General features: G+C 67.4%; 16 protein-coding genes. 12 read left to right on the top strand and 4 right to left on the bottom strand.

Annotated features, from left to right (window positions below; genetic code table 11):
• Positions 1-307: 307 nt before the first annotated feature.
• From A5732_RS05840 to A5732_RS05825, 4 genes are all read left to right on the top strand, one after another.
• Positions 308-1,117: a SigB/SigF/SigG family RNA polymerase sigma factor gene (locus A5732_RS05840; RefSeq protein ID WP_076055470.1), complete on the top strand. Its 810-nt coding sequence runs from the start codon at positions 308-310 to the stop codon at positions 1,115-1,117.
• Between the two features lie 115 nt (positions 1,118-1,232).
• Positions 1,233-1,856 carry a hypothetical protein gene (locus tag A5732_RS05835; protein ID WP_076101380.1) on the top strand — a complete coding sequence of 208 codons (624 nt, stop codon included), beginning with the start codon at positions 1,233-1,235 and terminating at the stop codon, positions 1,854-1,856.
• A 29-nt stretch (positions 1,857-1,885) separates the two neighbouring features.
• A complete protein-coding gene (locus A5732_RS05830) occupies positions 1,886-2,377 on the top strand; it encodes a DUF2231 domain-containing protein (protein ID WP_076055473.1) in 492 nt (163 codons plus the stop codon).
• 146 nt (positions 2,378-2,523) lie between these two features.
• Positions 2,524-3,153, top strand: a complete 630-nt coding sequence (locus tag A5732_RS05825; protein ID WP_076101377.1) for a hypothetical protein — start codon at positions 2,524-2,526, stop codon at positions 3,151-3,153.
• Positions 3,154-3,173: 20 nt separating this feature from the next.
• On the opposite strand, the gene A5732_RS05820 is transcribed toward A5732_RS05825, so the two are convergent.
• Complete coding sequence (locus A5732_RS05820) at positions 3,174-3,647, bottom strand: nitroreductase family deazaflavin-dependent oxidoreductase (protein WP_076055476.1); 474 nt, start codon at positions 3,645-3,647, stop codon at positions 3,174-3,176.
• Between the two features lie 135 nt (positions 3,648-3,782).
• On the opposite strand from A5732_RS05820, the gene A5732_RS05815 reads away from it, so the two are divergent.
• The 8 genes from A5732_RS05815 to A5732_RS05780 all read left to right on the top strand — a co-directional run bounded on the left by A5732_RS05815 (position 3,783) and on the right by A5732_RS05780 (position 15,175).
• Complete coding sequence (locus A5732_RS05815) at positions 3,783-4,505, top strand: TetR family transcriptional regulator (RefSeq protein ID WP_076055478.1); 723 nt, start codon at positions 3,783-3,785, stop codon at positions 4,503-4,505.
• Entirely contained in the window at positions 4,502-5,725 is a 1,224-nt protein-coding gene (locus A5732_RS05810) for a cytochrome P450 (RefSeq protein ID WP_076101375.1), read from the top strand. The genes A5732_RS05815 and A5732_RS05810 overlap by 4 nt, the downstream gene beginning before the upstream one ends.
• Positions 5,719-6,666: an SDR family oxidoreductase gene (locus A5732_RS05805; RefSeq protein WP_076055482.1), complete on the top strand. Its 948-nt coding sequence runs from the start codon at positions 5,719-5,721 to the stop codon at positions 6,664-6,666. Before A5732_RS05810 ends, A5732_RS05805 begins: the two co-directional genes overlap by 7 nt.
• A 19-nt stretch (positions 6,667-6,685) precedes the next feature.
• Positions 6,686-10,189 (top strand): carboxylic acid reductase, encoded by a 3,504-nt coding sequence (car, locus tag A5732_RS05800; RefSeq protein WP_076101372.1) that lies wholly within the window; start codon positions 6,686-6,688, stop codon positions 10,187-10,189.
• 33 nt (positions 10,190-10,222) lie between these two features.
• Entirely contained in the window at positions 10,223-11,395 is a 1,173-nt protein-coding gene (locus A5732_RS05795; RefSeq protein WP_076101449.1) for an amidohydrolase family protein, read from the top strand.
• Positions 11,392-12,627 (top strand): M24 family metallopeptidase, encoded by a 1,236-nt coding sequence (locus A5732_RS05790; protein ID WP_076101369.1) that lies wholly within the window; start codon positions 11,392-11,394, stop codon positions 12,625-12,627. Before A5732_RS05795 ends, A5732_RS05790 begins: the two co-directional genes overlap by 4 nt.
• On the top strand, positions 12,617-13,732 hold the full coding sequence (locus A5732_RS05785) for a M24 family metallopeptidase (protein WP_076101366.1): 1,116 nt from the start codon (positions 12,617-12,619) through the stop codon (positions 13,730-13,732). The genes A5732_RS05790 and A5732_RS05785 overlap by 11 nt, the downstream gene beginning before the upstream one ends.
• 75 nt (positions 13,733-13,807) lie before the next feature.
• Complete coding sequence (locus tag A5732_RS05780) at positions 13,808-15,175, top strand: HNH endonuclease signature motif containing protein (RefSeq protein WP_076101363.1); 1,368 nt, start codon at positions 13,808-13,810, stop codon at positions 15,173-15,175.
• Here A5732_RS05780 and A5732_RS05775 read toward each other — a convergent pair.
• From A5732_RS05775 to A5732_RS05765, 3 genes are read right to left on the bottom strand one after another with little or no spacing between them, the layout of a single operon-like run.
• A complete protein-coding gene (locus A5732_RS05775; protein ID WP_076101447.1) occupies positions 15,172-16,449 on the bottom strand; it encodes a hypothetical protein in 1,278 nt (425 codons plus the stop codon). The two genes, A5732_RS05780 and A5732_RS05775, sit on opposite strands and share 4 nt — an antisense overlap.
• Positions 16,450-16,468: 19 nt before the next feature.
• Entirely contained in the window at positions 16,469-17,230 is a 762-nt protein-coding gene (locus A5732_RS05770) for an SDR family NAD(P)-dependent oxidoreductase (protein ID WP_076101361.1), read from the bottom strand.
• On the bottom strand, positions 17,227-19,575 hold the full coding sequence (locus tag A5732_RS05765; protein WP_076101358.1) for a CaiB/BaiF CoA transferase family protein: 2,349 nt from the start codon (positions 19,573-19,575) through the stop codon (positions 17,227-17,229). The genes A5732_RS05770 and A5732_RS05765 overlap by 4 nt, the downstream gene beginning before the upstream one ends.
• Positions 19,576-19,588: the final 13 nt, after the last annotated feature.

Genomic DNA, 19,588 nt, shown 5'->3' with positions numbered 1-19,588 from the left:
TAGGCGAAGGGGCGTATAGTCTCCAATGAAGTCCGTTATGGACGCGTCGCCGTTTAGCTAAAAGCGGTCCCAGCAGCCGCACGGCTACTGAGCTTGGTATGGCTCCGGCGAACAGCCCCAGTCACCTACCCGCTCCTTCGTGCGTCGGGTAACGACCGTCCAGCGGATTGAGATGCAGTTGGGGGCGAGATGTGCGCAGAGCTGCAACGTCCCACTGCATACGACTCGAGGAGAGAGTCAGCATGCAAACTTATTCTCGCGCAACCGTTTACACGATTTTTCGAGTGAACGCGGGGTGCGCCAGCCGATGACCAATGTAATTTCTGCAACGCGTCCCGCTCCACCACCTAGCACCAAGACCGACGATTCCTACGACGATGTGGTCGAAATGTTCTTGGCGCTGCACCAGTTGCCCGCCGAATCGCACGAGTACGCCCACCAGCGCGAACGCATCGTCTCTCGATGCCTGCCGCTGGCGGACCACGTGGCCAGCCACTTCGCCCGCCGCGGCGAAGGTCTCGACGATCTGATTCAGGTCGCGCGGCTGGGGCTGATGAACGCCGTCAACCGCTTCGACCCCGCGAAGGGGCCCAGCTTCATCGGGTTCGCCGTGCCCACCATGATGGGCGAGGTCCGGCGCTACTTCCGCGACTACAGCTGGGGAATGCGCGTCCCGCGGCGGTTGCGCGAGTTGCACGTGCAGATCAGCAGGACGACCGCGGACCTGTCCCAGCAGCTCGGGCGCGCACCAACCGCGGGCGAGCTGTCTCAGGTGCTCGAGGTGCCGCGCGAGGAGATCGTCGAATGCCTCGTCGCGGGCGACGCCTATCGGCTCGACTCCCTGGATGCACCGCTGGGTGCCGACAGTTCGGGAACGCCTCGCTCGGTGGCCGACTCGGTCGGCGACATCGATCCACAGATCGAGCACATCACCAATCGGGAAGCGCTGCGGGTGCTGGTTGCCACCCTCCCGCAGCGCGAACGCGAGGTGCTGCGCATGCGGTTCTTCGAGTCCATGACGCAAAGCCAGATCGCGGAGCGGATCGGCGTGTCACAGATGCAGGTCTCCCGCATCCTGGCAAACACGCTGGCCAGCCTGCGCGATCAACTCGAGTAGCAGACCGGTTCCCCAGGACGCTGCGCGGCATACCCTGCCGCGCAGCCCTGTACTGTGCGACCCGAAGGACAATCCGCCTTTGTCGCCAGGAAGACCTGGAAGGGAGCTGGATGCGATGAGGATGTCACGAACGGTGCTCGCGGGTGTCGCAGCGGCGACGGCACTGGCGGTGTCGGTGGCCGGCTGTGGCGGCAACAAGCCGCAGCCGTCGCCGTCCAAGTCCGGATCGGCAACCTCGGCCCCCAGCAGCCCCGGCTCGGCACCGGCGTCGTCGGCGCCGGCCCAGCCCAACGAATACGCCAAGCTGCTCATCCAGCCCAGTGACATCAACGCCCCGGTCCCGTTCACCGCCGCGCCCCCGACCGGCAACCCCAACGGCCAGCCTGGCGTGGAGACGACCTTCAAGGACGACGACGGTAGCCACGCGATCAAGGTGACCATCCAGGTCTACGACGACCCCGACTCGGCCACGAACGCCTTGAACGCCGCGAAGGGGCAACAGGGCGGCCTGATCAAGGATCCCACCACGCAACCGTCGAACATCGGCACCGGCGGAACGATGTTGATGGGCAACACCCCGGACCGCAGCAAGGGTGTGGTCATCCTGCTCTTCACCGAGGGCAAGGCGTTTGCCACCCTGGAATTCGACGGCCCGACCGACACGCTGGCCCCGCCGGACTTCGTCAACGACGTCGGCCAGAAGCAGGACGCGGCCATCAAGAAGGGGCTCGGCAGCTAGCCGCTGCGCCACCACCACCGGGGGACGCTATGAACGTCATCAACGGCATGCCGGCGCACGCACTGCTGCTGCATTTCGTCTTGGTGCTGGTCCCGCTGACCGCCCTGCTGGATATCGTCTGCGCGTTATGGCCCGCCGCACGGCGCGGCCAATTGATGTGGCTCACGCTGGCGCTGGCCGTGGTCACCATGGTGTTGACGCCCATCACCATCAACGCCGGCGGATGGCTCTACGGCCTAAGGGCGAATCCGAGCCCCATCCTGCGCGAACACGCAGAGCGGGGCAGCCTGATGGCCTACTTCTCCGCGGCGCTGCTGGTGGCCGCCGTCGTGCTGGTCGTCGTGCGGGAGATCGAGGACCGATCCGATAAGAGCCGCGTCGCCACCCGGGCACTCGTCGCGATTCTGGTGCTGGCAGTGGGGATCGCGTCGATGGTCCAGATCTACCGCGTGGGCGACGCCGGTGCGCAGTCGGTCTGGGGCACCGAGATCGCGCGCCTGACGAAGAACCACGCGGGCTGACGACGCCGCTCGCGGCAAAACCCTGCGCCCCGGGCGCGGCGGGCGGTGCCGGAGTAACTGCCCTGCGCTAAGCACATTCCGCGACATGGGTGCTTGCGTTGCGTTACCGTTTGCGGTGTCGAAGCCGGGGGCGGAAGGACACGTCCATGAGCAAATTTTCCAGGGTTGCCCTCGGGGTGCCGCTGACGCTGGCGCTGGCCGGCGCGGCGGTGGTCGGCTGCGGCAACGGATCGAAGTCATCGCCGGCGACGTCGTCGGCTACCACGTCGTCGGCCGCCTCGAGTTCACCCGGCCACACCTCGACGCCGACGTCCGCGCCCGCCCAGCCGTCCGACTACACGCGGTTGCTCATCGCGGCCGGCGACATCAACGCGCCCGAGATCTTCACGGCCACCCCGCCGATCAACAACCCGAACGGCCAACCGGGGGCCAGCACCACGTTCAGCAACAACGACCGCACGCACGTGATCACCGACAGCATTCAGGTCCTGCCCGATCCCGCCGCCGCGCAGCGCGCGCTGGAGTCAGCAAAGGCGACGCATGACGGTTACGTCCACGGGGCGCCCGAGCCGATCGCCATCGGCACCGGGGGCACCACGATCTCGGGGCCCTCGCCCGACGGCGCCAAGGGCGTCACCGCGCTGATGTTCACCGAGGGCAGGGCGTTCGTCGAGTTGGAATTCGACGGCCCGCCCAGCGCCCTCGTGCCGCCGGACTTCGTGACCGACGTCGGCCAGAAACAAGACGCCGCAGTCAAGAACGGACTGGGCGGCTAACTACCCGGCCGCCGGGAAACTCAGGCGGGCGTGAGCAGAAACAGCCGAAACCGGCGCGCGCCGGCGCGTTCCTGTGCGAGGCGATAATTCGGCCAGGACGCCAGCGCCTTGGTCCACGCTTCGTCGCGCTCCGCGCCACGGAGCAGCCGCACCGATGCCACGAACCGGTGGCCGCGACGGCGCACGGTGACCCGTTGCGCCGCTTTCAGATTCGCCGACCAGGAGGGGTGGCGCACGCGTCCCCAGTTCGATCCGATCAACAGCAGGCCGTCGCGAAAGGATACGTACTGCACGGTCGCGCTGCGGGCGAGACCGGTCTTGCGGCCCGAGATGGTGATCCGCACATTGGGCAGGCCGGCCAGATCCAGCGCGCCGAGCCGTCCACTGGTCAGGAACCGGAGCAGGGATTCGAGGCCCTCCACGATCTGGTGACCGTTCAGGACCAGCACGCGGTAGGCCGTCGGGTTGCGCGCCAGCCGCTGCAGCGGATTCATGGGCATGACTGTATTCGCTGGGCGCCGGACGAGGGCGTCTCGGCGATGAAATGCCGTTGACGAACCGAGGTTTCGGCGAACAGCCGAGCGCGACCCGCCGGGATAAATAAATTGCTTGATTTAACCCGGCGCGAGGTGTTCACTGAGGCGATGACTGCCGAACGGGCCGCTCGCTCCGACAGGTCGACGGGCACCCGCGAGGCGATCTTGTCGGCCGCCGAAGTGCTTTTCGCCGAACGTGGCATGTACGCCGTGTCCAACCGGCAGATCAGCGAAGCGGCAGGCCAGGGCAACAACGCCGCGGCGTGCTACCACTTCGGCACCAGGGTCGACCTGCTGCGCGCGATCGAAAGCAAACATCGCGAGCCGATCGAGGAGCTGCGCGCCCAGATGCTGGCCGCCATCGGCGATTCGACCGAGCTACGCGACTGGGTCGGCGCCCTGGTGCGCCCGTTGACCGATCACCTGTCCGCGCTCGGCGCCCCGACGTGGTACGCCCGATTCGCCGCGCAGGCCATGGCCGATCCGACCTACCGCCATGTGGTCACCAAAGATGCGCTGGCGTCGCCGTTGCTGGTGCAGACGCTCGACGGCATCAACCGCTGCCTGCCGGAGCTGCCCAAGCGGGTGCGTTCGGAACGGATGGTGATGGTGCGCAACCTGCTCATGCACACCTGCGCGGAACACGAAGGCGCGCTGGCCGAACACGGACCGCGGTCGCGTTCCGCGTGGCCGGTAGCCGGCGAAGGGCTGGTCGACGCGATCGTCGGCCTGTGGCGCGCACCGGTTCACGTCGGCGCGGCCGGCGGCCAGCCGACACAGACGGCCGGGCAGGCCGACAACCGAGGAGCACGATGACCGAACGATCCACCGCCACCGATATCCCGGAGTTCCCGATGACGCGGGCGCCAGGCTGCCCGTTCGCCCCGCCTCCGAAGGTATTGGAGCTCAACGCCGACAAGCAGCTGAGCAGGGTCCGGATCTGGGACGACAGCACGCCGTGGCTCATCCACGGCTACGACGCGATACGCGCGCTGTTCACCGATTCCCGCACCAGCGTCGATGACCGGCTGCCCGGCTATCCGCACTGGAACGCGGGCATGCTGGCCACGGTGCACAAGCGCCCGCGCTCGGTGTTCACCTCCGACGCCGAAGAACACACCCGGTTCCGCCGGATGCTGTCTAAACCGTTCACGTTCAAGCGAGTTGAAGCGCTGCGGCCGGCGGTACAGAAGATCACCGACGACCACATCGACGCCCTGCTGGCGGGCCCGAAGCCGGGCGACATCGTCAGCACCCTCTCGCTGCCGGTCCCCTCCCTGGTCATCAGCGAACTGCTGGGCGTGCCGTACGAGGACGCGGAATTCTTCCAGACCCAAGCACAGCGCGGCATGGGCCGCTACGCGACCGAGGAGGACACCGCCCAGGGCGCCGCCTCGTTGGCGAAGTACCTGGCCAACCTGGTTCGGACCAAGATGCAAAGCCCGTCAGAGGATCTCGTATCCGACCTGGCCGAGCGGGTCAACGCCGAAGAGATCAGCGTGCGCGAGGCCGCACAATTAGCCACCGGCGTGCTGATCGCGGGCCACGAGACCACCGCGAACATGATCAGCCTGAGCATTGCGGCGTTGCTCGAACACCCGGATCAACGAGCGCTGCTGCGCGACACCGATGACCCGAAGGTCGTCGCCACGGCGGTCGAAGAGCTGATGCGCTACCTGAGCATCATCCAGACCGGACAGCGGCGAATCGCCGTCGAGGACATCGAGATTGGCGGCGAAACCATCCGTGCCGGCGACGGCATCATTCTGGACGTCGCCCCGGCGAACTGGGATGACCGCCAGTTCCCCAACCCGGACCGGCTGGACCTGCTCCGCGAGGACGGGCCGCACGTCGGGTTCGGCTACGGTCGCCATCAATGTGTGGGTCAGCAGCTGGCCCGCATGGAATTGCAGATCGTGTTGCCCACGCTGCTGCGCCGCATTCCGACACTGCAGCTGGCCGTGCCGCTGAATGATCTGCCGTTCAAACATGATGCACTGGCCTACGGCCTCTACGAGCTGCCAGTGACATGGTGAAGCCCGATCTGTCGCTGGACGTTCCAGATCTGCGTGGCAGGTTCGCCGTAGTGACCGGGGCCAACAGCGGTTTGGGATTCGGGTTGGCCAAGCGGCTCTCGGCCGCCGGTGCCGACGTCGTGATGGCGATCCGCGACCGGGCCAAGGGCGAACAGGCGATCGCCGAGATCCGCCGGGAGGTGCCGGAGGCCAAGCTCAGCATCGCCCAGCTCGACCTCTCGTCGCTGTCCAGCGTCGCCGCGCTGAGCGAGGAGCTGACCGCAGAAGGTCGCCCAATCGACATCCTGATCAACAACGCGGGCGTCATGACACCGCCGCAACGGCAGCAAACCAGCGACGGCTTCGAATTACAGTTCGGGACAAACCATTTAGGGCACTTCGCGTTGACCGTACGGCTGCTGGGCCTGCTGCGGGCGGCGGAATCCGCACGAGTGGTGACGGTCAGCAGCATCGCCGCCACGCAGGGCAGTATCGATTTCGGCGACGTCAACGCGGAACACGGCTACCAGGCCATGCAGTCCTACGGGGTCGCCAAATTGGCGCAACTGATGTTCGCCATCGAATTGGATCGGCGCAGCCGCGCGGGTGGGTGGGGGTTGATGTCCAACGCCGCCCATCCCGGCCTGACGAAGACGAACCTGCTCAGCGGCGCGTCGTACGGCCGCACCACACCGACGTTGCAGGCCCGGCTGACGCGGCTGACGTGGCGGCTGCTTCCGTTCATGTGGCTCGATATCGACGAAGGCATCAAGCCCACCCTCTACGCCGCGGTGTCGCCGGATGCGCAGGGCGCCAAATATTACGGACCGCGCGGCTTCTACGAAACGGTCAGGGGCGGAGTCACTTTCGCGGGGCTCCCCCGCCTGGCGCGCAGCGAGCCCGATATGCGACAGCTGTGGCAGCTCTCCGAACAGCTCACCGGTGTCGGCTATCCGGGCTGACATCAGAAAGTGGTGATAGATGGCGTTCGTCGGTCGCAGTGACGTCAAAGATCCAGGTGCACAGCAGGACCAGTGGGAACGGGTGGCGCGCCGGCGTGAGCGGTTGTACGCCGACGACGCACAGTTTCGCAATACCAAGCCCGACGACGAAATCGCCGCCGCCGCACGCGCACCGGGGTTGCGGATCGCCGAGGTGATGGCGACCGTCCTGCAGGGCTACGCCAGTCGGCCGGCGCTCGCGCACCGCGCTCGCGAGGTGGTCACCGACCCGGCAACCGGGCGTTCGCTGCTGCACTTCCTGCCGCGCTTCGAGACCATCACCTACGCCGACCTGTGGGCGCGCGTGCAGGCCACCGCCGCCGATTGGCATCACCACGAACGCCACCCGGTTCGCGCGGGCGACTTCGTCTGCGTGCTGGGATTCGCCAGCATCGACTACACCGCCATCGAGTGCGCCTGCATCCACCTCGGTGCGGTGGTGGTGCCGTTGCAGACCAGCGCGCCGGCCGCACAGCACGCGCCGATCCTCGCCGAGACCCGGCCGCGAATCCTGGCCGTGGGCATCGACAATCTCGCGAGCGCCGTGGAGGCGACGCTGGCGGGCACCGCGCCGGGCCGCCTGATCGTCTTCGACTACGAACCGGGCGACGACGACCAGCGGGCCGGCTTCGAGGCTGCGGTCGCGCGGCTGTCCGAGGCGGGCAGTGCGCTGACCATCGAGACGATCGATGCCATCGCCACCCATGGTGCGGTCCTGCCACCCGCGCCCCTGCACGTCCCCCCGGAGGGCGAAGACCCGTTGGCATGGGTGTTCTACACGTCGGGCAGCACCGGCACACCCAAGGGCGCGATGTTCACCGAAAGCCTGTGCATCGGTACCTGGTTGGCGCAGTCCGATCAGCCCGTCATCACCCTGAGTTACATGCCGATGAGCCACCTGATCGGGTACGGCTACGTCATCCTGACCCTGGCCAACGGGGGCACCAGCTATTTCGCCGCCAAGAGCGATCTCTCGACCCTGTTCGAAGACCTGGCACTGGTGCGGCCCACCTCGATGAGCCTGGTGCCGCGGGTGTGTGAGATGTTCTTCCACCACTACCAGCGCGAGCTGGACCGCGCCCTGATGGCCGGCGCCGACCCCGATGCCGCGGGCGCACAGATCACCACGGCCATCCGGGAAGAGATCCTGGGCGGGCGCGTGCTGGCGGTGGGCTGCGGCTCGGCCGCGTTGTCGCCGGAGATCAAGGAGTTCATGGAGGAGGTGCTCGATCAGCACCTGCTGATCGGCTATTCGTCCACCGAGATCGCCGGCGGAATGATCGTGGCCGACGAGCATGTGCTGCGCCCGCCGGTCATCGACTACAAGCTTCTCGACGTCCCCGAGCTCGGTTACTTCAAAACTGACAAGCCTTTTCCGCGAGGGGAATTGGCGGTCAAGTCGGCACGCTTCATGGCCGGCTACTATAACCGGCCCGACCTGACCGCCACGATGTTCGACGAGGACGGCTACTACAAGACCGGCGACATCATGGCCGAGGTCGGCCCGGACCGGCTGCGCTACGTCGACCGCCGCAACAACGTGATCAAGCTCGCCCAGGGTGAGTTCGTCGCGGTCTCCCGCCTGGAGGCGCTGTATTCGACCAGCCCCCTGATCCATCAGATCTACATCTACGGCAACAGCGCCCGCTCGTTCCTGCTCGCCGTGGTCGTGCCGACCGACGTCGGAGCCGACCCGTCCGCGATCGCCCAGTCACTGCGCCAGGTCGCCCGCGACAACCAACTCAACGGCTACGAGCTCCCCCGTGAATTCCTCATCGAGACCGAGCCGTTCAGCATGGCCAACGGCTTGCTGTCCGGCGTCGGAAAGTTCCTGCGGCCCAAGCTCAAAGCGCGCTATGGCGACCGGCTGGAAGAGCTCTATGCGCGCATCGCCGACAACCAACGCGGGCAGCTTCGCGTCCTGCGCACCGGCGGCGCCGATCAGCCGGTGCTGTCGACCGTCACCAAAGCCGTTCAGGCCACTCTGGGCGTGGCCGCGGCCGACGTGTCCCCGGAGGCGAGGTTCATCGACCTGGGCGGCGATTCCCTTTCGGCGCTCACCTTTTCGACCCTGCTCGCCGACATCTATGGCTTCGAGGTTCCGGTCGGCGTGGTGATCGACCCGACCGGAGACCTGCTCACCATCGCCGGCCACATCGAACGGCAGCGCGCCCCCGGCACCGGCCGGCCCACGTACGCATCCGTGCACGGCGCCGGCACCACCGAGGTGCACGCCGAGGACCTGACCCTGAACAAATTCATCGATGACGACATCCTGAAATCGGCGATGTTGCTGTCGCAGCCGACGGCCGAGGTTCGTACCGTCTTGCTCACCGGCGCAACAGGTTTCCTGGGCCGGTTCCTCGCTATGGAATGGCTCGAGGGCCTCGCCGAATCGGGCGGCACCCTGATCTGCCTGACCCGGGGCGCCGACGCCACGCAGGCCCGGCAGCGGATCGACGCGGTGCTGGGCTCGGACACCGCGCTGCTGGAACGCTTCCGGGCCCTGGCTGCCGATCATCTCGAAGTCGTCGCGGGCGACATCGGCGAGCCGAGGTTCGGGCTGGACGAGGCGACATGGCGGCGCCTGGTCGATACGGTCGATCTCATCGTGCACCCGGCGGCGCACGTCAATCATGTGCTGCCCTACCGCCAGTTGTTCGCGCCCAACGTGGTGGGCACCGCCGAAATCATCCGGCTGGCGATCACGCGCCGGCTCAAGCCGATTCACTACGTCTCCACCATGGGCGTCAGCGCCGTCGCGCATCAGCTCGTGGACGAGGACACCGACATCCGCCGCTCGGTGCCCAGCTGCACGGTCGACGACGGTTACGCCAACGGCTACGGGATCAGCAAGTGGGCGGGCGAGGTTCTGATGCGCGAGGCACACGACCTGTGCGGCTTGCCCATTGCGGTGTTCCGGCCCGGCATGATCCTGGCCGACAGCCGCTACGCGGGTCAGCTCAACGTGCCCGATATCTTCACCCGGTTGCTGTTCAGCCTGGTCACCACCGGAGTCGCCCCGCGCTCGTTCTACCGGGGTGGCGGCGGGCGCCCGCATTACGAGGGTCTGCCGGTCGACTTCCTGGCCGATGCGATCGCCGCGATCGGGCCACAGCACGGCAGCAGCTTCGACACCTACAACACGACCAATCCGCACGACGACGCCATCTCGCTGGACACGTTCGTCGACTGGATCGTCGCGGCGGGATATCCGGTCGAAAGGATCGACGATTACTCGGCCTGGCTCGCTCGGTTCGAGACGGCGATGCGCGCGCTCCCGGAGAATCAGCGTGGACAGTCGGTGCTGGCGGTGCTCGACGTCTACCGTGAACCCATGGCCGCGGTGTCAGGATCGCCGGTGCCCGGAGAGCGGTTCCGGGCCGCCGTCCATGCCGCCGGTCGCGCGATCCCCCACGTGTCGAGGGAGCTGATCGACAAATACCTGGCCGATCTCCAGCGGATCGGTGTGCTGACCCGCTGAACGCGAACTGATCTGGAAAACGAAGGGACGATGATGTCCAGCCCAGTCCAAATGCTTTACCCCGAAGGCGTGATCGGTGCGCCCAAGGACCGGCGCGGTCACGCGGCGGAGTTCAGCACCGGCCTGCCTGCGGGTACCGAGGTGTTCTCCGCCGACAACCACATCTCGGTGGCCGACGACATCTTCTATGAAGGCTTTCCGCCCGAGCTGAAGGATCAGGCGCCCCGGATCTGGTATGAGGACGGTGCGTATCTGCTCGGCCCGCCCGGGCAATCGATGGTGGTGGGCGATTTCAGTGCGGTGCTCATGCAATACGACGACCTGGCCGGGGCGGCCACCAACAACGTCGACGCCCGCGTTCGCGAGCTCGCCGAGGACGGGGTCGACAAGGAACTTGCCTTCCCCAACGCCGTGCTCGCGCTGTTCCACCACCCCGACCACGAGATTCGCGAGCGGATCTTTCGCGTCTACAACGAGCACATCGCCGGCGTTCAGGAGCGCTCCGACGGCCATTGCTACGGGGTCGGGCTGATCAACTGGTGGGATCCGGCCGGGGCGCGGCGCACGCTCGCAGAACTGAAGGCGTTGGGGCTCACGACATTTCTGATGCCAATCAGCCCCGGCAACGATCGCGACGGGCAGCCCATCGACTATTCGAGCACGGCGATGAGCGCGGTCTGGGACGAGATCGAGGACGCCGGGCTACCCGTCACCCACCACATCGGCGAGAGCCAGCCCAAGTTCCCCAGCGAGGTCAACAGCGTCGCGGTGGCCATGATGGTCAACATCGACTCGTTCCGGGAGATGTTCTCCAAGTACATCTTCGGCGGCATCCTGGACCGGCATCCGCGACTGCGGATCGGCTGGTTCGAAGGCGGCATCGCCTGGGTGCCGACGGCCCTGCAGGACGCCGAGCACGTTTTGGCATCCTATCGGCACATGCTGGCCCACCAGCCGGCACGTGACGTCCGGCATTACTGGGACACGCACATGTGCGCCTCGTTCATGGTCGATCCGTTGGGGCTGCGCCAGATCGACGAGATCGGTATCGACAAGGTGATGTGGTCGTCCGATTACCCGCACAACGAAAGCACTTTCGGCTATTCGGAGCGGTCGCTGGCCGCGGTGGTCGACGCGGTCGGTCCCGAGGATGCCGTTCGCGTGGTCGGCGGCAACATCAGGAACTTCCTGGGAATCCCCGCATGACGAATTCGGTTACTGCCCGCGCCTCCGTGCTCGACATCCCCGACGAGCCGGACTGGGCGCGCATGCGCATCGAGATCGGCGCGCGGCTGCGATCGGCCATGGCCGAACACGGTGTCGACACCCTGATCCTGCTGATGAACGGCTACGTCAGCTACGCGACCGGTGCCAGCTGGCCGCTCCTGGACGCCGGCCTGTCACACGTGGAGCGCCCGGTGGCCGTCGTGCTCGCCGACGACGTGCATCCGCACCTGTTCATGCCGTTCCGCGGCGGGGCATCCGCGGAGTATCCCGTGCCCGACGACCATCTGCACGGTCCGGCCTACCTCGAATTCGACCATGGTGTCGAGGATTTCGCACGGAAGCTGGCGGGGATCGTCCCGCCAGGGGCCAACGTCGCCGTCGACGAACTCACCGGTGCGATGCGGCGGGCGGCGGCCAAGCTCTTTCCCGCGGGTGCGCCGACCGACGCGGCGATCGTGCTGGGCGCCGCGCAACTGGTGAAGACCCGGGACGAGTTGTCTTGTCTGCGTCGGGCGGCCCGCATCACCGAACGGGCGATCATCGACGTGCAGCAGGCGCTGAAACCCGGCGTGCGTCAGATCGATCTGTCGGCCACGTTCGTGCGTCGCGCGTTCGAGCTGGGCGCCACCACCAACATGCTGGAGGCCATCTGGCAGGTGATGCCGAGCTCGCGGGAAGCCGGAGTGTGGACGACGCACGGCGATCTCGCGCTGCCGCTGCTGCCCACCGATCGGGAACTGGCGGCCGGCGACGTGCTGTGGACCGACATCAGCATCACCTACCACGGATACTGCTCCGACTTCGGCCGCACCTGGGTGGTCGGCGAAGCTCCCACGCCACGACAGCAAGACCAATTCCGGCAGTGGCGCACCATTTTGGACGCCGTGCTCGCGGTCACCAAAGCCGGCGTGACCTCAGGCGACCTGGCGCGCGCGGCGATCGGCGCCAACGGCGGTCGCAAACCGTGGCTCCCGCATTTCTATCTGGGCCACGGCATCGGCACCTATCCCGCCGAGGCGCCGATGATCGGTACGGATCTCGGCGAGGAGTTCGACGACAACTTCGTCTTCCCGCCCGGCATGGTTCTCGTGCTGGAACCCGTGGTGTGGGAGGACGGCACCGGAGGCTACCGCAGTGAGGAGATCGTGGTGATCACCGAAGACGGCTACGCGCCGATCACCGACTACCCGTACACCCCCTATGGCGACTGAAGTTCTGCCCGACGCGCGCGCGTTGCGGTCGGGCCGCAGGGATCGGGCGCTGGCCCAAATGGAGGAGCACGGCCTGGACATCCTGGTGCTCGGCCGGCAGGCCAACATCCGTTACGTCACCGGCGCTCCGCAGCTGTGGATAGCGGGCACGCGGCCGTTCGGTCCGATGTGCGTGCTGGTGCGTGCCACCGGAGACATCTACCTCAACAGCACCGACGACGAGGGCGTTCCGGAGGAGATCGGCCACGATCACCTGTACGGGCTGGCCTGGAACCCGATGACGCTCATCGACGTTCTGAAGAAGGTCGACGGCGCCGAGGCGGCGCGACGGGTCGGAACCGACGCGATCACACCGACTTTCGCGGCGCTGCTGCCCGAGGCGTTTCCCAATGCCGAGCTCGTCGACGCCGAGCCGGCGATGCGTGCGGCGCGACGCATCAAGACGCCCGGCGAAATCGCGGCGATGGATCAGGCCTTGCGCGTTGCCGAACACGGGTTGGCCACCGCCCTGGGCGCATTGGCGCCGGGCGTTTCCGAACGGACGATGGCCGGAGTGATGATGGAGGCGATGGCCGCGGGCGGGGTGAGCACGCCGGCCACCCAAGACGCCGCGTGGGTCACCTCGCGGGAGCAGCCGTGGCGTCGTGCGACCGCCCACGCGGTCGATCCGGGTGATCTCGTCGCGTTCGCCGCCGGCGCGCTGGCGAATGGCTACGTTGCCGAGGTCGGCCGAACCTGGCCCGTGAGCGATACGGCCGACGCTCGCGCGCTCTTCGAGCGCTCGAATGGGTTGTACGACAAGATGCTTGCCGCGTGTCGTCCGGGCGCATCCACCCGCGATCTGCTCACCGCATACGCCGCGGCGGGTGAGCCGGTGCCGCCCATGCCGGTCGCGCATGGGCTGGGACTGGGTTTTGACCCACCAGTGGTGTCCGAAACGCTCGTGGCCGCAGGCGAACACGACGTGCTAGAGGCCGGGATGGTGCTGGCGATCACCGGGTATGTGTGGCAGCGGGGCGTCGGCGCGGTGTTCCGTCGAGACACCGTGCACATCACCGAGAGTGGCGTCGAGGTGCTGACCACCAGCCCATCGTGGGGACAGTGAAATAACTTGTGCCACTTTGGTTTCAGTGGTCACAAGGTCGCGTTTTTTGTCGGTGGCCTCCGATAGCTTCGGGGTGTGAGCGTAGATCGGGAGTCCCTGCCCGCGGCGTTTGATGTCATCGACGCCGCCCTAGGCCACGCGATCGGGACTGACCGCGATGCGTTGGCCACCCGCGAGCAGTTGGCGACGTTGGAGCGCTGCGAAATGGTGCGCCGCCGGTTGCCGGCCATCGAGCATCAGCTGATCAATTCCCTTGCCCGCCAGGCGTCGTCCGAGGAGCTCGGCGGCACGCTGTCGCATGCAATCGCGGAGACGACGCTGATCAGCCGCGCCGAAGCATCCCGGCGCATCAAGGAGGCGCGGGATCTGGGCCCGCGCCATGGCCTCACCGGTGAACCCGTGGCGCCGGCCCTGGCCGCCACCGCGGCCGCGCAACGCGACGGCACGCTCGGCACCGGTCAGGTCTCGGTGATCCGCAAGTTCTACCACCAGTTGCCCGGCTGGATAGATGCGGTCACCCGCGAGCAGGCCGAGGCCAAACTCGCCACGGAAGGAACCCGGTATCGGCCCGAACAACTTGGCAAGCTGGCGGACATCCTCGCGGATTGCCTGAACCCCGACGGCGCCTTCACCGACGAGGACCGGGCTCGGCAGCGCGGCCTGACGCTGGGCAATCAGCAGGCCGACGGCATGTCGCAGCTGCGCGGCTGGCTCACCCCCGAGGCACGGGCCACGTTCGAAGCCGTCTTGGCGAAACTCGCCGCGCCGGGCATGTGCAATCCCCTCGACGACACCCCGTGCGTCGACGGCGCGCCCACGCAAGAAGCCATCGAGCGCGATCCGCGATCGGCCAGTCAACGCAACCATGACGGACTCACCGCAGCGCTGCGGGGCCCACTGGCTTCGGGCGAGTTGGGTCTCCACAATGGCTTACCGGCCTCGATCATCGTCACGACAACGCTCCAAGAGCTGGAAGCCGCCGCCGGACGTGGGCTGACCGGTGGCGGCACGATCCTGCCGATGAGCGACGTGATCCGGCTGGCCCGCCACGCGCATCATTACTTGGCGATCTTCGACAAGGGCAAGGCCCTGGCGTTGTATCACACGAAACGCCTTGCCTCCCCCGGCCAGCGAATAATGTTGTACGCCAAGGATCGCGGCTGCTCGGCGCCCGGGTGCACCACACCCGGCTACTACTGCGAGGTCCACCACGTCACCGAGTACGCCAGGTGCCAGACCACTGACGTCAACGACCTCACCTTCGCCTGCGGAACCCAGCACCGCCTCCTGCGACCCGGCGGGTGGACCACTCGCAAGAACGCCGGCGGTGATACGGAATGGCTGCCGCCGCCGCACCTGGACCGGGGAAGGCCCCGCGTCAATGTGTTTCACCATCCCGAAAAGCTGCTACGCGACAGCGATGAGGACGACGACCCGCCCTAGGCGACACGCCCTTCCTCTTCCAGTGCCTCGTCAAGCAGCTCCCCCAGCGGGTGGCGCTGCCACAGCAACAGCAGGTTCGACAGCATCTGCAGGGGCGCGCGCACGCCCTCGTCATCCCTGATTCGCGGGTCCGTCCGGCTGCTCGGCGCGATGTCGAATCGCTTACGTATCAATGCCGGTACGTCCAGCAGCCAGGCCACGCCCATCACCGCCGCATACAGCAGCGTGTGCCGGCGTAGCCTGTCCGGGTCCAGGCTTGGACCGCCGCAACGCTCGAACTCCGCGACGAACATCTCCAACAGGCCCCCGAGATGGGTATCCCATATCTCGTTCTCCGCGCCGGACATCGCCCCCCACAGGGCCATGCCCAGGTTCATCTGGCTGACGCATCCCCAATCCATCAGGCCGCAGCGGAGAGTGCCGTCGCCGTCCCGCCAGAACCAGGCATTGTCGATATTGGCGTTCCAGTGGCACAGCGCGACGTAATCGCCGTCGGCGGCCAAGTGATCGGCGATCGCATCCTCCAACAGGGCCAATCGAGGCGCCTCATCGGCCAAGCGCCCCAAGAACTCCGGGGAGCCCACGCCAGCTGGCACCAGGCCGCGGTGGGTATCAATGAATTCCCCCAGCTGATTGATTCGTCGCTGCAATCTATCCATCGACAGCGGTGCCCGCTCTCCCACCGTCGCGGACTGCACGTCTAGCGGAAAGTGCCCGACCTGTTCCGCGGGCAACCGGCCGGACCGGTGCGTGCCGGCAAGCCGCGCCAGGGCGGTCAGCAGCGCACGGTAATGCTCCACCGGCTCGGGCATCTCGTAGTCGAGGCACTTGTGGTATTGGGGTTCGACCCCGTTGGCGCCAAAGCCGATTCGTTCGGTGATCAAGATTCCGGTGCCGCTCTGCGCGTGGTAGTCGGCGAACTGCGGGGTGGGCACAGCGATGGGGAATTCGGGCGCACGCGCCAACGACGCGAATCGGACCTCGGACTCCATCTGGGTCTTTCCGCGGTCGCGCACCGGATTGTCGAGATCGCGGGAGAACTTGACGAACAGCTCGGTGTGCAGATTCCGTGCGGGCCGGTCGTATTCGATCGACAACATCACCTTGCGGCCCGTGCTGCCACCGCCGCTCTCCCGGAATTCGGTGATCCGTGCGACGCTGTTCTCCGAGAGCACACCGGAGGCCCGAAACGCGTTGGTCAGGAACGACACTCCCCCGCTGAGCAACGCTGCGGGGTCCGCCGGGAGCGGCAATCCGTGGTGATCGCCGATCACCCAATCCGAATCCACGCCGCTACCAGGTCTGCTCGGCCGAGCGCACCAACATGTGATTGACCGCGATCCGCCGGTCACGAGTCACCATGAACAACACCGCATCCGCGATGTCCTCGGGCCGCAGCATGACCATGCCGGCGGTCTGCCGTTCGAACGCCTCACGCGACGTGTCGGCCAGGTGGCTGAAGATTTCGGTGTCGACCGTTCCGGGGCCCACCACCCCGACCCGGACCCGCTTGCCGAGCACCTCCTGGCGAAGGCCCTCGCTGAAGGCGTTCACACCGAACTTGGTGAGCGAATACACGGCCGTGTTCGGCCGGGCCACCCAGCCGGCGGTGGAACTGATGGTGACCAGGTCTGCCACGCCGCGCGGCGAGTTGACGGCCGCGTCGATCAGGTGGGGAAGCGCCGCGCGGGTGGCGTAGAGGACACCCTGCACGTTGACGGACACCATCTGGTCCCAATCCTGCAGCGACGCCTGGGTCGCGGGCGCCGACTGCATCAGGCCGGCGTTGTTCACCAGGATGTCGAGGCGTCCCAGCTCCGCGACGGTGCGCTGCACCGCGGACGCCACCCGTTCGGCATCGGTGACGTCGGCGGGCACCACCAGCGCTGTGCCACCGGCGGATTCGATCTCGGCCTTCAGTTCCGCCAGCCGGTCGGCGCGGCGGGCGAGCAGGGCCACCGCCGCTCCCTGGGCTGCCAGCGCTCGGGCCGTCGCCGCGCCGATGCCGCTGCTGGCGCCGGTGACCAGGGCCGCTGTTCGCGCCAGTGTCGTCATGCTCCGCCCATCGGTTGCTTGCCGAGTATCTCGTGTAGAACGTAGTCGGTGTCCTCGCCCAGGTCCGGCGCACCGCGCTCGACCCGGGCCGGCCGCCTCATTCGCCAAGACGGACCCAGCACCGGTCGCTGGCCCTCGCGGTGATCCGAGACGAAGCGGTACAGCTCGCGGTCCCACAGCCGTTGATCGGCAATCACATCCACCGCGGTGGCGCTCTTGGCGGCCGGTACCCCGGCCGCGCGCAGGCGCTCGGCGAGTCGCCCCGCGTCCTGGCCTCGGGTGAGCCGGGCTAGGTCCGCGTCGAGCGCTTCGGCGTGCCGGTGTCGCGCCTCGCGCGTGGCGTAGCGGGGCTCGTCGGCCATTGGTGGTGCGCCGAGCGCCTCGCACAACCGGCGCCATTCGGCATCATTCGCGACGGCCACCGTGATCCACCCACCATCGGCGCACGGGTAGCAACCATGCGGGCACATGTCCGGATTGGCGTTGCCGCTGGGCCCAAGGGGTCGTCCGGTCAGCGATTGCTCAAGCAGGCAGTCACCGATCATGGAGGAGAGGGCCTCCACGGCCGACACGTCGACGAATTGCCCGGCGCCGTTGAGTTCCCGATGCAGCAGCGCCACCACGGCGGCATAGGCGGCGGCCGCTCCCACCGTCGAGTCGCCGTAGCGCATGCTGGTCCCGAGCGGCGGCCCATCGGGATAGCCGACCAGTGAGGCCGGTCCGGCCAGCGCGGCAAAGCATGGGGCATAACCGGTTTGGTGACCCATCGGCCCGTCGTTGCCCCACATCTTGATCGATACCGAGATGATGTCGGGCTTGATCTCGGTGAGCTGCTGGTAGCCCAGGCCCTGGCGCTCCATGGCGCCCGGGCGCAGGTTATTGATGACGATGTCGCTGCGGGCGATCAGCTCACGCAGCCGCGCCATGCCCTCGGCCGACTTGATATCGAGGTCCACGCTGAGGATCTCGGGGTTGATGCTCAAGAAATACGGCGCGTGGTTGATGTCGGCGCCGCCGTAGGCGCGCATCTCCTCGGGGCTGGCGGCCGTCTCGATCTTGATGACTTCGGCGCCCAGCATCGCCAGCAGTTTGCCCGCGTACGGACCGGCCCACACCTTGGTGAGTTCGACGACCCGTACGCCTTCCAGCGGTCCGCCCCGGGCATCCCTGGGAGGCTTCAGTTGCGCCGCCTTGACCGTCGGCCGGGCGCGCGGGGAGTCGACGCTTTCCAGCACCGACCGGGTGTGCTCACCGAGACCGGGTGCGGCACTGGCGATTCGCGCGGGCGACGCGCTGAACGCGTACGGCACGGTCGGATACACCGCTTCACCCAGCACCGGATGGCGAACCCGCTGGAAGAATCCGCGGTGCCGGTATTGGGGCGAGTGATGCAGGTCCGCGGCGCCGTTCACGGGCACCAGCGGTACGCCGAGCCGCTGGGCCCGTTCCGACGCCTCATCTTTGGGCAGGCCGGCAACCCAGCCGGCGAAGCCCCGCTGAAACGAGGCGACCTTCTCGGCGGTGACGGAGAACTCCAGCCAGTCGTCCTCGAACGTGTCGAGCCATTCGGGATGGCCCATCAGGGTTTTCACGCCCGCCCAGTGCGCGCCGCTGGTCATGTACAGGTAGACGAAGCCGTCGGCGCAGGCGAAGAACGAGGCCGGTCCGGCCTGATCGAAATCCCCCCGCTCACCGTCGGCCGGTACCTCGCCGGTCACGAGGCGACCCAGGATGCAATCGGCGCGTGAGACCAGCACGGCCTGCTGGGAGATGTCGATGGACTCGCCCTGGCCGGTGTGCAGCCGTCCCCACAGCGACGACGCGACACACAACGCCGCCTCCAGCCCGGCCTCGTAGTCGGCCAGGAAGCGGCCCGGTCCCTGCAGCGGAGGCCTGTCGACGTCCGGGTGGCTCGGCGTGTGATACCCCCACCCGCTCGCGTGGAACACGTTGATGCTGCGGGCATTATCGAACTCGGAGGCGACCAGCCGGCCGTACGGGGTGATGGAGCAGAAAACCACGGACGGGTGCCGCGCGGACCAGTCCGTGGCCCGGCCATCGATGACCGTGTCCGCGGTGTCGATCAGCCGGTGCAGCCGCTCGATATCGGCCGCAGAGCCGACATCGAGGACGACGGAGCGCTTGTTGGTGTTGAGGTAGGCGAACAACGCGCTGCCTTCGCACCCGTCGGCGAGGACGGGCGCCATGGCGCGGGTCGCGCTGCCGCGCTTCGGCGCCTCGATCTTGATCACCTCGGCGCCGAAGTCGGCCAGCAGCTTCCCGCAGTACTCCCCCGCGACGGATTCGGCCAACTCGACGACCCTGATACCCGTCAGCGCGGACATGCACGCCCCGCCA

Source organism: Mycobacterium colombiense (genome assembly GCF_001953985.1).
Lineage (GTDB): Bacteria > Actinomycetota > Actinomycetes > Mycobacteriales > Mycobacteriaceae > Mycobacterium > Mycobacterium colombiense_B.
The sequence above is the reverse complement of the archived record's forward strand: the minus strand, read 5'-3'. Positions and strand labels throughout refer to the sequence as shown.

Bases quoted from the DNA above. Each gene is read 5' to 3' on its own strand.
- A5732_RS05840 (WP_076055470.1), top strand. From the start codon at position 308: ATGACCAATGTAATTTCTGCAACGCGTCCCGCTCCACCACCTAGCACC.
- A5732_RS05835 (WP_076101380.1), top strand. From the start codon at position 1,233: ATGAGGATGTCACGAACGGTGCTCGCGGGTGTCGCAGCGGCGACGGCA.
- A5732_RS05830 (WP_076055473.1), top strand. From the start codon at position 1,886: ATGAACGTCATCAACGGCATGCCGGCGCACGCACTGCTGCTGCATTTC.
- A5732_RS05825 (WP_076101377.1), top strand. From the start codon at position 2,524: ATGAGCAAATTTTCCAGGGTTGCCCTCGGGGTGCCGCTGACGCTGGCG.
- A5732_RS05820 (WP_076055476.1), bottom strand. From the start codon at position 3,647: ATGAATCCGCTGCAGCGGCTGGCGCGCAACCCGACGGCCTACCGCGTG.
- A5732_RS05810 (WP_076101375.1), top strand. From the start codon at position 4,502: ATGACCGAACGATCCACCGCCACCGATATCCCGGAGTTCCCGATGACG.
- A5732_RS05805 (WP_076055482.1), top strand. From the start codon at position 5,719: ATGGTGAAGCCCGATCTGTCGCTGGACGTTCCAGATCTGCGTGGCAGG.
- car (WP_076101372.1), top strand. From the start codon at position 6,686: ATGGCGTTCGTCGGTCGCAGTGACGTCAAAGATCCAGGTGCACAGCAG.
- A5732_RS05795 (WP_076101449.1), top strand. From the start codon at position 10,223: ATGTCCAGCCCAGTCCAAATGCTTTACCCCGAAGGCGTGATCGGTGCG.
- A5732_RS05790 (WP_076101369.1), top strand. From the start codon at position 11,392: ATGACGAATTCGGTTACTGCCCGCGCCTCCGTGCTCGACATCCCCGAC.
- A5732_RS05785 (WP_076101366.1), top strand. From the start codon at position 12,617: ATGGCGACTGAAGTTCTGCCCGACGCGCGCGCGTTGCGGTCGGGCCGC.
- A5732_RS05770 (WP_076101361.1), bottom strand. From the start codon at position 17,230: ATGACGACACTGGCGCGAACAGCGGCCCTGGTCACCGGCGCCAGCAGC.
- A5732_RS05765 (WP_076101358.1), bottom strand. From the start codon at position 19,575: ATGTCCGCGCTGACGGGTATCAGGGTCGTCGAGTTGGCCGAATCCGTC.